Here is a 13,823-nt window from a genome sequence, read left to right on the forward strand (position 1 = left end):
TTCGAGCAGCCGTATCGCATAAACAAAAACGCCGCTCCCTGCGAGCGGCGTTTTTGCGTGTCACTGACTCAGCGGTCGATTACCACCAGCCGCGGCCCCAGCCCCAGCCGCCGCCCCAGCGCGGGCCCCACGGGTCGCCCCACGGGCCGTACGGGTAGGCCGGCACCACATCCACCTCGCGCACGACCGGCCACAGGTAGACCACGTCGGCATTCACCTTTGGCAGCTTGTAGTCGTACTCGCCGATCTTGGTGGTTTCGTAGCCTTCGATCTTGCCGATGAAGGTCACTTCGCGGCCGGGCTCGAACACGGCCGGGTCGTAGAAGCCCGAGCGGCAAGCCAGGAAGCGGCCATCGCTGGCGTCCACGGCGTTGCGATCCGGACGGCCGCTGGCATTGAGCGGACGCGAGATCAGCTCGAAGCAGGTCTGGCCCTGCCCGGGCTTGGTCTGGATGATCTTGCCGCCCCAGCGCACCGACGTGCCGACCTGGGCGCTGGCGGTGGAATCGCTCGGACTGACCGTAGGGAACTGACCCTGCAGCGGCTTGGGCGCGGTGGCGCAGGCGGCGAGCCCGAGCGCGGCGACAATGGGAAGAAGAAAGCGGGTACTCATGAGGAAGCTCCGGTTCGCGGGCGATGCTGCTGCAGATCTTTGAGGAGTGAGGCGCTGTCCGAATCAGCGCCAGCGTAGCGCGCGGCAGCGAAACGTTGGCTGAGTGCCAACAATGCCGGATTCGGGTGTGAACGGGCGACACGTTGCGCCCAGGCGATGGCCGGTTCGTGTGGTTCGCGGGCCAGGCCGAGCTTGCCGTAACGGCGGCCCAGGCGATGCCAGGCGCGCAGCAACGGGTCGCGTTCACGCTCGCCGCGCGCCAGCAGCCAGCCCATCCACGCCAGCGCGCTGACCGCAAACACGCCGAAGATGGCGGCCAGCTGCGAGCTATCCAGGCGATCGATGCCGAAGGGTTGCAGCAGCCGTTGCTGGCGGTCGGCGTCGAAGGACAGCACCAGATCGTTCCAGCCGCGGCGCAGCAGGTCGCTGACCTGGCCCAGGCTGGCCCACATGCCGAGCTGGGCGAAATTGTCGCCCGCGCCGACCTGCACGCGGTCTTCCAGCGTGTCGTAGATGCGTTCCGGCGCCACTGCGGCGGTGGGGTCCACCCGCACCCAGCCGCGCCCGGCCAGCCAGACTTCGGTCCAGGCATGCGCATCCATGCGCCGCACCACCCAGTAATTGCCAAAGCCGTTGTAGGTGCCACCGGCATACCCGGTGACCACGCGCGCGGGGATGCCGGCCGCGCGCATCAGCACCACGAACGAAGAGCTGAAGTGCTCGCAGAACCCGGCCTTCTGCTGGAACAGGAATTCGTCGACGCTGTTGCGGCCGAGCAGTGGGGTGTCCAGGGTGTAGGCGAAGTCGCGGGTGATCCACTGCAGCGCGCGCTGCACAACGGCATCGTCGTTGCTGCCGGCTTCCGCGCGCCATTGCCGTGCCAGCGCGAGCGTACGTGGATTGAAGCCCGGCGGCAGGGCGAGGGCGCGCTTGCGCAGCTGATCGGGCAGGTCGGTGTCGAAGCGTGCCGGTGGCGCCGATTGCAGCTCCCAGCGGGTCAACGCACTCAATGGCCGCTGCGCGAACAGTTCGTAGTCGGGTGACAGCTCGGCATTGGCCACCGCCTGCGTGGGCAGGTCCAACGACACCAGCTGGCGACGATCGGTGGGCTCGTAGTCCAGGCGATAGCGATAGCGCTGCGGCCCGGCGGTGACCGAGGCGGGTTGGCCGCGGCCGGTCCAGCGCGCGCGCTGCCAGGTCCGGCCATCGAAGTCCCACATCACCGGCCCGCGCCAGTAGCGTTGCTGCGGCGGTGGCGCGTTGCCGGTGAACTGCACGCGCAGCGCCGGGCTGTCGTCGGCCATCAGGTCGATCCATTCGCCCGGCGACATGTTGTCCGACAGGCCCGGCCGCGACAGCGCGCGCTCGGGCACACCCCACAGCGGCGAGCTCAGGCGCGGCAGCAGCCAGAACGTGGCCAGGGCCAGCGGCACGCCGATGGCGACCAGCTTGCCGATGCCGCGCAACTGCATCCGCAGCGCAGGCGTGGCGGTGCGGTGTTCCTCGTCGGCCAGCCGCTGCATGCTCAGCAGCGCGCTCACCACCGCCAGCAGCGCCAGCCCCATCGTCGCCGGCCCCTGGTCGAGCAGAAACGCCGCGAACGGGGCGAACAACGCAAAGCCGAGCAGGCTGCGCGCATCGCGCAAGGTGCGCAACTCGGAGGCCTTGATCGCCAGCATCGCGGCCAGCACCGCGCAGCCGGTGTCGCGGCCGAAGCGCATGCCGATTTGCCAGTACACCGCACCGAGCATCGCCACTACCAGCAACAGCCGCACCGGTGCCATCACGGTGCCGCGCCAGCTCAGCACGCCGACCAGCACGGCGGCCACGGCAATGGTGCCGGCGAGCAGGCCGGGCAGCTGCAACAGCAACGGCGCCAGTGCCAGCCAACTGGTGACCAGCACCCAGGCGCGGCTGGCCTGGGTGATCGGAACGGACGGCTCAGTCATGGGGAAGCAGGGCCAGGGCGCGCAGACACAGGTGATGGTGGGCCGGACCTTGTGCAGGCCCCAGCGGCGGTTGGCCCGGCAACAGCAAGCGGTAGCGCCGCCCGTCGCGCTCGGCCAGGTTGACCCAGCGGGCAAGCCGCGCGATGCGGCGCTCGTACGGCAGCGCATTGAGCATGCGCCAGTCCAGCGTGACTTCAATGCCCAGCGGTTGCTCGTATTCGCGCACCAGCAGGCTGTCGCGGCGTGCCGAGTGCTTCCAGGAAATCGTGCGTGGCGCATCGCCGGCGCGATACGGGCGCAGTTGGTGCAGCTCCTCGCCTTGCGGGTGCAGGCGGGTCTGGTTGGGCGAACCGGCGCCCTCGGGCAATGCCGGCCCCTGTTCCTCGGGCCTGGGATACGCCAGCAGCGGTGTCTCCGGCCAGACCCACGACCAGGCGCGCACCAGCCCCAGCGGCTGGGTGCTGGACAGGCGGATGCGTTCGATGTCCTGCCAGCCGCGCCGCTCGGTGGGCACCGGCAGGTCGACCTCGGCCATATCGTGCTCGAGCAACGCACAGAAGCCGCTGCTGTCCAGGTGATCCAGGCGCAGCCCACGCCGTACGCGGCTGTCGCGGCGTGCCAGCGACACCCGCATGCGCAACGGTTCGCCGGCGACCACCGGTTCGGCCGACACCGCCTCGACGCGCAGTGCCGACAACTGCAGGTGCGCCATGATGCTGCTGGCAATCCCGGCGGTGGCCAGCAGCAGCGCCAGCAGCAGGGCCGGGTTGTTGTTGTAGTTCAATGCGCCCAGCAGCATCGCCAGCAGCAAGGCGGTGACGAACAACCCGAAGCGCGTCGGCAGCACGTAGATGCGCCGCCGATCCAGCACGATCGGCAAGGCCTCCGCGCCCCGCGGACGCGCCAGCAGGCTGAGTCGGCGACCGATGCCGCGCACGTGCGCACGCACCTGGGTCAGTCCACCGGCACGCTGTGCAGCAGCGCCTTGGCTAGCGCCGGCCCGGACGAGGATTCGGCTTCCGGCACCAGCCGGTGCCCGGCCACCGCCACGAACAACGCCTGCACGTCTTCCGGCAGCACGTGCTCGCGCCCGAGCAGCAGCGCGTAGGCCTTGGCCGCGCGCAGCAGCGCGATGCCGGCGCGCGGCGACAGCCCCACGCGCACCCCGGCGTGCTGGCGGCTGCGCAGCAGCAAGGCCTGCACATAGCCGATCAGCGCATCGCTGGTATGGATCTGGCCCACCACCGTGCGCAGCGCCACCACGTCGGCGTCGCTGAGCTGCGGTGCGGCCTGGGCGATCAGCTCGCGTCGATCCACGCCCGACAGCAACGCGCGCTCGGCGTCGGCGCTGGGGTAGCCCAGGCTGAGCCGCAGCAGGAAACGATCCAGTTGCGAGTCCGGCAGCGGAAAGGTGCCGGACAGGTCGACCGGGTTCTGCGTGGCGATCACGAAGAACGGCTCCGGCAACGCATGGGTGACGCCGTCGAGCGTGACCTGCTGTTCGGCCATGGCCTCCAGCAGCGAGCTTTGTGTACGCGGCGGGGCGCGGTTGATTTCGTCGGCCAGCAGCACGTTGGTGAACACCGGGCCGGGATGGAACTGGAACTGGCGCGAGGCGGCGTCGTAGACCGATACGCCCAGCACGTCTGCCGGCAGCAGGTCGGAGGTGAACTGCACGCGCTGGAAGCCCAGCCCCAGGCTGGAGGCCATCGCGTGGGCGAGAGTGGTCTTGCCCAGGCCGGGCAGGTCTTCGATCAGCAGATGGCCGCCGGACAGCAGTGCCACGAACGCCAGGCGCACTTCCTGCGCCTTGCCCAGCAGCAGCGAATTGACCTGGTCCTGTGCGCGCCGCAGCGATTGGCGCAGCGCATCGGTTAGCATTTCCGTGGAACGCAGCGGTGTCGACATCACAATTCCGTAGGTGGAAGAAGAGTGCACAGGGCAATGCAAGGGGACCAACGCGCACATCGCACCTTCGTGATCCTGTGGACACTGGCGACGGCCGTCAAGCTGTTGATCGCCGCGCGGCTGCCGCTGTTCGTCGACGAGGCGTTCTACTGGCAGGAAGGCCAGCATCTGGCCGCTGCGTATTCGGATCTGCCGGGCATGACCGCCTGGCTGGCGCGGCTGGGCGTGGAACTGGGCGGGCATCATCTGCTGGCCCTGCGCCTGCCGTTTCTGGCCATTGCCGCGCTGATTCCCTGGTTGATCGCGCATATCGCCACGCGCTGGTTCGGCTCCACGCTGGGCTGGCAGGCCGGCAGCCTGACCCTGCTGATGCCGCTGTCGGCCACGCTCGGCATCCTGGCGGTGCCGGATGTGCCGATGGCGCTGGCGGCGGTGCTGTGCATGGATGCCGGCGCGCGGCTGCTGCGCGAGGTCGATGCCACCAGTGCGCTCGAGCTCGCCATCGGCCTGGTGATCGGCGCGCTCAGTCATTACCGCTTTGCCGGGGTGATCGGGGTGGGCTGCATCGCGCTGCTGTGCATTCCGCAGGGGCGCGCGGTCATGCGCGACCCGCGCATCTGGATGGCGCTGACGGTGGGTGCGGTGAGCTGGCTGCCGCTGCTGTTCTGGAATACCGAGCATGACGAGGCCGGGCTGCGCTTCCAACTGGTCGACCGGCATCCCTGGCGCTTTCAGATCACCGGGCTGTGGTTCTTGCTGATACAGGCGGTGCTGGTGACCCCGCTGCTGGCCTGGGCGATGCTCAAGGTCGGCCTGGCCGGCACGCGCGCCGGTGGCGGTTCGCGTGCGCAATGGCGGTATTTCGGCCTGCTGGGCGGGATTTCGACCGTGGCGATCTTCGTGCTCGGCTTCTTCAGCGATGCCGAGCGGATCAGCTTCCACTGGCCGCTGCCGGGCTACCTGGCCTTGCTGGTGGCGGTGCCGGTGATCCTGATGCGTTGGCCGCATACGCTGCGTCGCGCGGCCTGGGCGATTGCGCTGCTCGGCACCCTGGGTGCGTACGGCTATTACCTGGCCGTGTCGGTGCCCTCGATTCGCGCGCATGCGGCCGGCGAAAAATACTATCCGCGCAACTTTGCCGGATGGAAGGATCTGGCGCGCACGGTCGAGCTCCGGCTTGCGCAGATGCCGCCGGGCACGCGCGTGCTGGCGGAAAACTTCAAGGTCGGTGCCGAGCTGGGCTTTCAACTGCACGATGCCAACGTGGAAGTGCTGCGCGCGGAGTTGAACGACAAGCACGGGCGCAGTGCCCAGCTGCAGCAGTGGGGGCTGCTCAGCGATGGCACGCGCGCCGGGCCGCGGCTGCTGGTGCTCTCGCCCAGCGATCAGCGCTACCGCGACCTGTTGAAGCGCTACCACGACATCTGCGAGATGGTCGGGCCGCTGCCGCCGCCTACCGTGGTGTCCACCGATCACGGTTACCAGCGCTTCCTGCTGTTCGCGCTGCCGGCGCAACGCCAGCCCGGGCCGTGCATCGCTCCGGCGATGGCCTGGATCGATACGCCGCTGCCGGACGTGCGCGTGGCCGGGCGGGTGCAGGTGCGCGGCTGGGCATTCAAGGACGGCGTCGGGCTGTCGCAGGTGGAGCTGCTGCTGGACGGGCGCCCGGTCGCGCAGGCCGAGTACGGCACGCCACTGGATGTGCGCCCGTACTGGAAGATCTCCACCGACCCGCAGCACCCCAACGTCGGTTTCAACGCCACCTTCGATACGCATGCGCTGCCGCCGGGCACGCATTGGCTGGGACTACGCCTGCATGGCCACGACGGCAGCGTCGAGGACTGGTGGGAACAGCCCATCACCGTTTCCGCACCTTAGATCACGCAATGACCGACGCCATGACTGTTGTCCCTCCCGTGCCTGTGCCCGGGATCCGAATCGCCGTGCTGGTGCCCTGCCATAACGAGGCGGCGACGGTCGCCTCGGTGGTCGCTGCGTTTGCTGCTGCCTTGCCGGGCGCGGCAATCCATGTGCTGGACAACAATTCCAGCGATGCCACCGCGACGATCGCCGCGGCGGCCGGCGCGCAGGTGTGCCGCGTGGCGCTGCAGGGCAAGGGCAATGTGGTGCGGCGTGGATTTGCCGATGTGGAAGCGGACATCTATGTGCTGGTCGATGGCGATGCGACTTACGATGCGGCCGCCGCACCGGCGCTGGTGCGCAAGCTGATCGACGAAGGCCTGGACATGGTGGTCGGCGCGCGCCGCGATCAGCAGCAGGCCGCGTATCGGCCCGGTCATCGCGTCGGCAACGTGTTGCTGACGCGGTGCGCGGGGCTGCTGTTCGGCCGCAGTTTCGACGACATGCTGTCCGGCTATCGGGTGTTCTCGCGGCGCTACGTCAAATCCTTCGCTGCGCATGCGCAGGGATTCGAAACCGAAACCGAACTGGCCGTGCACGCATTGCAGTTGCGCATGCCGGTGGCCGAGGTCGAAACCGCCTACGGTGTGCGCCCGGAGGGCTCGCAAAGCAAATTGAATACCTGGCGCGATGGCTGGCGTATCCTCACCACCATCGCCAAGTTGTTCAAGGCCGAGCGGCCGTTGTTGTTCTTCTCCATCGGCTTTGTGCTTAGCGCCACGTTGTCGATCGTGCTGGCGATTCCATTGTTCGAAACCTATTTCCAGACCGGGCTGGTGCCGCGGTTTCCCACGGCGATCCTATGCGTGGCGCTGATGCTGCTGGGTTTCCTGTTGCTGGCGTGCGGGCTGATCCTGGATACGGTCACGCGCGGACGCGTCGAGGCCAAGCATCTGGCGTATCTGGCCGAGCCGGGCGTCGCCACTGTTGTCGCTGCGCGTGCACCTGGAGCCGCCCGCTGATGGCAGCCATCGCGACATCGACGCCGGTGGGTCGGCGGCAGCGGCTGTTGGGCTGGGCCGATCGCCATTTCGGCTTTCATTCACCACGCCAGATCGCCGCGGCGGTGACGGCGGTCGTGCTGCTGGGTGCGCTGCTCTCGCTTGGGCTCGGCCAGGACGCCAACTGGGACCTGCGCAACTACCACCTCTACATCGGCGACGCCTGGGCACACGACCGGCTGGGCGTGGATCTGGCGCCGGCGCAGATGCAGAGTTACTTCAGCCCATTACTCGATGTGCTGCATGCCTGGCTGATGCTGCAGCTTCCCGGGCCGGTGGCCGGGCTGCTGCTGGGCGGCTTGCATGCGCTGGTGTTCGTTCCGGTGGCGGCATTGGCATGGCGCGTATTGGCCGGGCAAACGCGGCGCGCGCAGTGGGCACCGCTGCTTGCAGTGGCCGGCATGTGCAGCGCGGTGTTTCTGTCCGAGCTCGGCGGCACCATGGGCGACACCGCCAGCGCGATCCCGGTGCTGGCGGCGCTGGCGCTGGTGTTGTCGGCGCAGGCGCGGGCGCGGCAGGGCGCGCATGCGGTGCATCGATGGGCCATCGCCGGCGCACTGATCGGCCTGGCCGTCTCGCTCAAGCTCACCAATGCGCTCTACGCGTTGGCGCTGGTGCCAGCGGTCCTGTGCGATGGCGGGCGCCTGCGCTCCCGCGTGCTGGGCCTTGGTGTGCTTTCCGGCATTGCGGCGCTGGTGTTGGTGCTGGTGGCCGGGCCCTGGTATTGGCAGGTCTGGCAACACCTGGGCAATCCGCTGTTTCCGCAGTTCAACGGAGTCTTCAAATCGCCGCTGGCGCAGCCGGTGTCGATCGCCGATGTGCGGTGGTTGCCGCGCAATCTCGGCGAGCAGCTGATCTGGCCACTGCTGTTTACCTTCAAGCCGCAGCGGATCGGCGATCTCGGTCTGGTGCAGGCCGGTTGGGCGGTGCTGTATGCGGTGACGCTGGTCGCTGCAGGGCGCAGGTTGCTGCGCCGGCCCGTGCGACAGGTCGGGCTGGATCGCTCGGCCGTGGTCCTGCTGGTGTTCTTCGGCGTTGCGTACGCGCTGTGGCAGGCCATTTTCAGCATTCATCGCTATCTGGTGGTGCTGGAGCTACTTGCGCCGCTGGTGCTCTGGATCGTGTGCCGGCACGCATTTGCCGCACGCGCCGATCGCAAGGCGGCCTGGTTGATCGGGCTATGTGCCCTGGTCGCGGTGGTCGGGTGGAAGGATTGGGGGCATGAAGCCTGGGCACGCGACAGCTTCCAGGTGCAGCAACCGGCGATGGGCGAACCTGCCGCCTCCACGGTGTTGCTGGTCGGCGACGAGCCGCAATCCTGGCGGGTGCCGCTGCTTCCGCGGCAGGCGCGTTACATCGGTGTGGCGACGAATATCGCCGAGACCGACCAGTACCGGCAGCGCGTGCGCACGCTGATTGCCGGGCGGCCGCAGCTCTACGCCGTGCTGGGCGCGGCGCGCGACAAGCAGCAGCTGCGGATCGACCGGATGAATCGCTGGGCGCAGCAACTGGGCTGGAGCGTGCAACCGCAATGCACGCGCCTGCGCTGGTTGATCGCGCGCGGCCTGCGTGCCGAACTGGATGCATCGCAGCCGGGCCGCTGCGTGCTCAACATTGCCAAGGGTAGGGCGCTGGACATCGCCGCCGCCGACCGTGCCGTGCGCGAGGCCGCGCAGCAGCGCCTGGCCGCGTACGGGCTGACGCTGGACCCTGCACGCTGCCGCACGCTGTCCTCGCGCGTGGGGCAGGCTGATTATCCGTATCAGTTCTGTGAGTTGACTCGGCCCGGTTAGGGCTGCGTGCCTGGTGCAGGGATTGGGGATTGGGGATTCGAGATTCGAGATTCGAGATTGGGGAGTTTTGCTTGTGCCCGATCTTTTCCGTGCGTGCGCGGCCTTCACTCCTGGTCGCACGGCAATTCTTACGGAATCTCGAACCCCGCCTGGCGCAGCAGCCGTGCCAGCGCGATCAGCGGCAGACCGACCAGGGCAGTGGGGTCCTGCGAGCGAATGGCGTCGAACAGGCTGATCCCGAAGCCCTCGCACTTGAAGCTGCCGGCGCAATCCAGCGCTGGCTCGGCGGCCAGGTAGCGGTCGATTTCGGCGGGCATCAGCGGGCGCAGCTGCACCTCGGTCAGGTCCAGCGCGTGCGCGGTGCGGCCAGGGCCGACCAGGCTCACTGCCGTATGGAAGCGCACCACGCGGCCGGACATCGCGGTCAGCTGCGCATGCGCCCGCTCCAGCGTGCCTGGTTTGCCCAGGGCCAGGCCATCCAGGTCGGCGACCTGGTCCGAACCGATCACCCAGGCGTCGGGCGCCTGCGCAGCCACCGCTGCTGCCTTTTCGGCAGCCAGCCGGCTGGCCAGCGCGTCCGGGCGCTCCCCAGGCTGCGCCTGCTCGTCGACCTCCGGCCGGGCGGTGCTGAACTCCAGGCGCAGCCGGCCGAGCAGCTCGCGTCGATAGACAGAGGTGGAGGCAAGAATCAGGCGTGGCATCATGGGGCGCTGCACAGGACGGGCAGGGAAGTCTGCCAGCGTTGGCGCCTTGCGAGGCGCGTGAATAGGGGTATTTGACAGGGCGTCGGCGGGTCTTTAACATTCTGCGGCTTATGTCCGCGAACGTACCCGAAATGCTGGATGCTTGGCGGATGGTCGTAGCGCGCAGGCGCTTCGATGGCCGCATCCCGCTCTCTGCGATGACCCGCCTGCAAGGGAGCTTGGTCGATACCGAGGGCGAGTGTGTCTATTCGCTCCAATTCGATCATGACGACCTGTTGAAGGTCGCCTATGTCGAACTCAGTGTCGATGTCGAGCTTCCGCTGGCCTGCCAGCGCAGCCTGCAGCGTTTTCTGTATCCGGTGCAAATCAGACAGCGTCTTGGTTTGATCCGTGACGAAGCCGACGAAGCTGCGTTGCCGGCCGAGTACGAGGCCTTGCTGGTGCCGGAAGATGGCATGCTGCGGGCCGCGGATCTGGTCGAGGACGAACTTGTCCTGTCGATACCGGTGGTGCCGATGGCGCCGGGCAGCGAAGCCGTCGAGGCCGAGTGGGTTCCGACCCAGGAAGAGCAAGACAAGGCCAGTCCGTTCGCGGCGCTGGCAGCGTTCAAAAAACAGTAACCGCCGCTGTGAAGGGCGGAAAGACAGGTCGGCGCGGGCGTGAAGCGTCCTGTTCGACTCGACAGACAAGTTATCGAACTTAAGTTGGAGCAATCCCATGGCTGTGCAGAAATCCCGAGTTACCCCGTCGCGTCGCGGCCAGCGTCGTTCGCACGATGCCCTGACCGCCAAGCAGCTGTCGACCGATCCGACCAGCGGCGAGATCCATCTGCGCCACCACATCACCGCTGACGGTTACTACCGTGGCAAGAAGGTGATTGCGACCAAGTCGTCGGCCGTCCAAGAAGATTGATTCGTGGCACCCGGCGCGTTCGACGCTGCCGGGTGACCCTCGCTTCTTCCGGAGCCGCCGACCACCGCGGCTCTTGCAACAGGGAACAGTATGAGCAAGCGGATCTATTCCAGGATCGCGGGCACGGGTAGCTATTTGCCCGAAAAGGTGTTGACCAACGACGACATGTCCAAGATCGTCGACACCAGCGATGAATGGATCTTCTCGCGCACTGGTATCCGTGAGCGTCACATCGTCGCCGACGACCAGACCACCAGCGACCTGGCGTATTTCGCCTCGCTGAAGGCGATGGAAGCGGCCGGCGTCACCGCCGACGAGCTCGATCTGATCGTCGTCGGCACCACCACTCCGGACCTGATCTTCCCGTCCACTGCCTGCCTGTTGCAGGCGCGGCTGGGCAATGTCGGGTGTGGCGCGATGGACGTCAACGCCGCCTGCTCGGGCTTTGTCTACGCGCTCAGCGTGGCCGACAAGTTCGTGCGCAGCGGCGACGCCAAGACCGTGCTGGTGGTGGGCGCCGAAACCCTGACCCGCATCGTCGACTGGACCGACCGCACCACCTGCGTGCTGTTCGGCGATGGCGCTGGCGCGGTCGTGCTCAAGGCCGACGAAGACACCGGCATCCTCAGCACCCATCTGCATGCCGATGGCAGCAAGAAAGAGTTGCTGTGGGATCCGGTCGGCGTGTCGGTGGGCTTCGGTGAAGGCAAGAACGGCGGCGGCGCGTTGCTGATGAAGGGCAACGACGTGTTCAAGTACGCGGTCAAGGCGCTGGATTCGGTGGTCGACGAGACCCTGGCCGCCAATGGCTACGACAAACACGACCTGGACTGGTTGATTCCACACCAGGCCAACCTGCGCATCATCGAAGCCACCGCCAAGCGGCTGGATCTGCCGATGGAGCAGGTGGTCGTCACCGTGGATCGCCACGGCAATACCTCCTCGGCCTCGGTGCCGCTGGCACTGGACGAAGCGGTCCGCTCCGGCCGCGTGCAGCGGGGTCAATTGCTGCTGCTGGAAGCGTTCGGTGGTGGATTTACCTGGGGCTCGGCGCTGCTGCGCTACTGAGTTCCGCAGGCAGCGCCGCGTCCGCCGGCGATGCCTGACAGCGTCAGGGACGGACCCGTTATGGCAGAACCCATCATCATCGCCGGACAGCGCGTCTGGCTGAAGCAGTACCGCCGCGACAGCCGGGCGGTCTCGCTCGGAGCACTCAACTTCGTCGCCCGCCGCTGGGGCCTGGACGCCTTGCGTCCACCGCCGCACCGTGGCGGCGATGCCGCGCGCGATCTGGAAGCGCGCCGGCTCGGTGAACTGCAGGCGCAGGCGGTGAATGTGCCGCGCGTGGTCGGTTGCGGGCAGGCAGCCCTGGTGCTCAGCGACAACGGCCGTTCCTTTGCCAGCTGCCTGCGCGAGGCCGACGCGCCCGAGCGCGACCGCCTGATCGCGCTGGCGGTGGCGGCCATTGCCGCTGCCCATCGCGATGGCGCGTATTTCGGCCAGCCGCTTCCGCGCAACATGACCTTCGACGGGCAGGCGGTCGGCTTCATCGATTTCGAAGAAGACCCGCTGGAAGTGATGGACCTGGCCCAGGCCCAGGCGCGCGACTGGCTGGTGTTCGGCTACGGCGTGGCCAAGTACTACCGTGGCCGCCGCGAGGTGCTGCAGCGGTTGATGACGGGCGCCTTCGATGCGGCCGGCCCGGCGGTGGCGGCGCATGCGCACGTGGTGACCGGGCGCCTGCAGCGGTTTGCGCAGCTCACCGGTCGCCTGGGGCGCTCGGCCGGGGCGCTGGCGCGCGCCATCCTGGCCATCCACGCGGCGACCTCCCTGGCCGTGGTGCTGGTACTGGTGATGTGCGTGGACTGGCTCGCCGATGGCGAAATGGACCTGCTCAACGCCTTGCTGTAAGTGCGCCGGCGGTCGCGCCGGACGGGCCTTGCATACGCGGCAGTACAGACGCCGGGGCGATTTCGCACGTATCATCCCGGCTCGATTTTTGTAGGCAGCAACGCGTGACCGAATCCACTCTCGCCTTCGTGTTCCCCGGCCAGGGCTCGCAGTCCCTGGGCATGCTGGCCGAACTGTCCGAGCTGCATCCGCAGATCCGCGAAACCTTCGCCGAAGCCTCCGAAGGCGCTGGCGTCGACCTGTGGGCGCTGTCCCAGGGCGGCCCGGAAGAGATGCTCAACCGCACCGAATACACCCAGCCGGCCTTGCTGGCCGCCGGCGTGGCGGTGTGGCGGCTGTGGAATGCGCAGCGCGGGCAGCGCCCGGCGGTCCTGGCCGGGCACAGCCTGGGCGAATACACCGCGCTGGTCGCTGCCGGCGCCCTGTCGCTGCACGACGGTGCGCACCTGGTGCGGCTGCGCGGCCAGTTCATGCAGGCCGCCGCGCCGGCCGGTGTCGGCGCGATGGCGGCTGTGCTGGGCGCCGAGGATGCGCTGGTGCTGGAGGTCTGTGCCGAGGCGGCCGGCAGCCAGGTGGTGGTGCCGGCCAATTTCAACTCGCCCGGTCAGATCGTGATCGGCGGCGATGCGGCGGCGGTGGATCGCGCGCTGGCTCTGCTGGCCGAGCGCGGCGTGCGCAAGGCGGTCAAGCTAGCGGTGAGCGTGCCATCGCATACCCCGTTGATGCGCGATGCCGCCAACCAGCTCGCCGAAGCGATGGCCGGACTGAGCTGGCACGCGCCGCAGATTCCGGTGGTGCAGAACGTCGATGCGCGCGTGCACACCGGCAGCGACGCGATCCGCCAGGCGCTGGCCGAGCAGTTGTACCTGCCGGTGCAGTGGACCGGCTGCGTGCAGGCGCTGGCCGCCCAGGGCATCACCCGGGTCGCCGAATGCGGCCCCGGCAAGGTGCTGAGCGGGCTGATCAAGCGCATCGACAAGAGCTTGGACGCCCGTCCGCTGGCCACGCCTGCCGATTACGCCGGCGCGCTCGAGGCGTGGACGCACTGATTCGACGCACCTGCCGGCGCTGCCGGCAGCCCTCACCGTTCGCGGCTGCGGTCGCGGGCTCCC

At 68.2% G+C, this 13,823-nt stretch carries 13 protein-coding genes; 8 read left to right on the top strand and 5 right to left on the bottom strand.

Annotated elements, in window-relative coordinates:
- Positions 1 to 79: 79 nt before the first annotated feature.
- The 4 genes from AC1PLS_RS05510 to AC1PLS_RS05525 are packed head-to-tail and all read right to left on the bottom strand — an operon-like array spanning position 80 to position 4,470.
- On the bottom strand, positions 80 to 613 hold the full coding sequence (locus tag AC1PLS_RS05510) for a Slp family lipoprotein (RefSeq protein WP_016902527.1): 534 nt from the start codon (positions 611 to 613) through the stop codon (positions 80 to 82).
- Complete coding sequence (locus AC1PLS_RS05515; RefSeq protein WP_434982930.1) at positions 610 to 2,562, bottom strand: transglutaminase TgpA family protein; 1,953 nt, start codon at positions 2,560 to 2,562, stop codon at positions 610 to 612. The genes AC1PLS_RS05510 and AC1PLS_RS05515 overlap by 4 nt, the downstream gene beginning before the upstream one ends.
- Positions 2,555 to 3,511, bottom strand: a complete 957-nt coding sequence (locus AC1PLS_RS05520) for a DUF58 domain-containing protein (protein ID WP_481104265.1) — start codon at positions 3,509 to 3,511, stop codon at positions 2,555 to 2,557. Before AC1PLS_RS05520 ends, AC1PLS_RS05515 begins: the two co-directional genes overlap by 8 nt.
- Before the next feature lie 5 nt (positions 3,512 to 3,516).
- On the bottom strand, positions 3,517 to 4,470 hold the full coding sequence (locus AC1PLS_RS05525) for an AAA family ATPase (RefSeq protein WP_016902524.1): 954 nt from the start codon (positions 4,468 to 4,470) through the stop codon (positions 3,517 to 3,519).
- 36 nt (positions 4,471 to 4,506) lie between these two features.
- Here AC1PLS_RS05525 and AC1PLS_RS05530 point away from each other — a divergent pair, with 36 nt between their 5' ends.
- Genes AC1PLS_RS05530 through AC1PLS_RS05540 form a run of 3 tightly spaced genes read left to right on the top strand, consistent with a single transcriptional unit; the run spans position 4,507 to position 9,184 of the window.
- Entirely contained in the window at positions 4,507 to 6,348 is a 1,842-nt protein-coding gene (locus tag AC1PLS_RS05530; protein ID WP_481104266.1) for a glycosyltransferase family 39 protein, read from the top strand.
- 8 nt (positions 6,349 to 6,356) lie between these two features.
- Complete coding sequence (locus tag AC1PLS_RS05535) at positions 6,357 to 7,352, top strand: glycosyltransferase (RefSeq protein WP_087962302.1); 996 nt, start codon at positions 6,357 to 6,359, stop codon at positions 7,350 to 7,352.
- The gene (locus tag AC1PLS_RS05540; RefSeq protein WP_481104267.1) at positions 7,352 to 9,184 is read left to right on the top strand and encodes a hypothetical protein; all 1,833 of its coding nucleotides are present in this window, start codon (positions 7,352 to 7,354) and stop codon (positions 9,182 to 9,184) included. The genes AC1PLS_RS05535 and AC1PLS_RS05540 overlap by 1 nt, the downstream gene beginning before the upstream one ends.
- 128 nt (positions 9,185 to 9,312) lie before the next feature.
- Here AC1PLS_RS05540 and AC1PLS_RS05545 read toward each other — a convergent pair whose 3' ends face one another.
- Positions 9,313 to 9,888, bottom strand: a complete 576-nt coding sequence (locus tag AC1PLS_RS05545) for a Maf family protein (RefSeq protein ID WP_054590838.1) — start codon at positions 9,886 to 9,888, stop codon at positions 9,313 to 9,315.
- 110 nt (positions 9,889 to 9,998) lie between these two features.
- On the opposite strand from AC1PLS_RS05545, the gene AC1PLS_RS05550 reads away from it, so the two are divergent.
- The 5 genes from AC1PLS_RS05550 (at position 9,999) to fabD (ending at position 13,760) form a co-directional block, all read left to right on the top strand.
- Complete coding sequence (locus tag AC1PLS_RS05550; RefSeq protein WP_046341941.1) at positions 9,999 to 10,508, top strand: YceD family protein; 510 nt, start codon at positions 9,999 to 10,001, stop codon at positions 10,506 to 10,508.
- A gap of 97 nt (positions 10,509 to 10,605) precedes the next feature.
- Positions 10,606 to 10,800 (top strand): 50S ribosomal protein L32, encoded by a 195-nt coding sequence (gene rpmF / locus AC1PLS_RS05555; protein WP_003483870.1) that lies wholly within the window; start codon positions 10,606 to 10,608, stop codon positions 10,798 to 10,800.
- Between the two features lie 90 nt (positions 10,801 to 10,890).
- Positions 10,891 to 11,868, top strand: coding sequence for a beta-ketoacyl-ACP synthase III (locus AC1PLS_RS05560; protein ID WP_024938452.1), 978 nt, complete (start codon positions 10,891 to 10,893; stop codon positions 11,866 to 11,868).
- 60 nt (positions 11,869 to 11,928) lie between these two features.
- The gene (locus AC1PLS_RS05565; protein ID WP_481104268.1) at positions 11,929 to 12,711 is read left to right on the top strand and encodes a BUD32 family EKC/KEOPS complex subunit; all 783 of its coding nucleotides are present in this window, start codon (positions 11,929 to 11,931) and stop codon (positions 12,709 to 12,711) included.
- A gap of 104 nt (positions 12,712 to 12,815) precedes the next feature.
- Positions 12,816 to 13,760 (top strand): ACP S-malonyltransferase, encoded by a 945-nt coding sequence (gene fabD / locus AC1PLS_RS05570; RefSeq protein WP_024938453.1) that lies wholly within the window; start codon positions 12,816 to 12,818, stop codon positions 13,758 to 13,760.
- Positions 13,761 to 13,823 lie beyond the last annotated feature (63 nt).

It is taken from the genome of Xanthomonas sp. NCPPB 3218, from assembly GCF_056725185.1.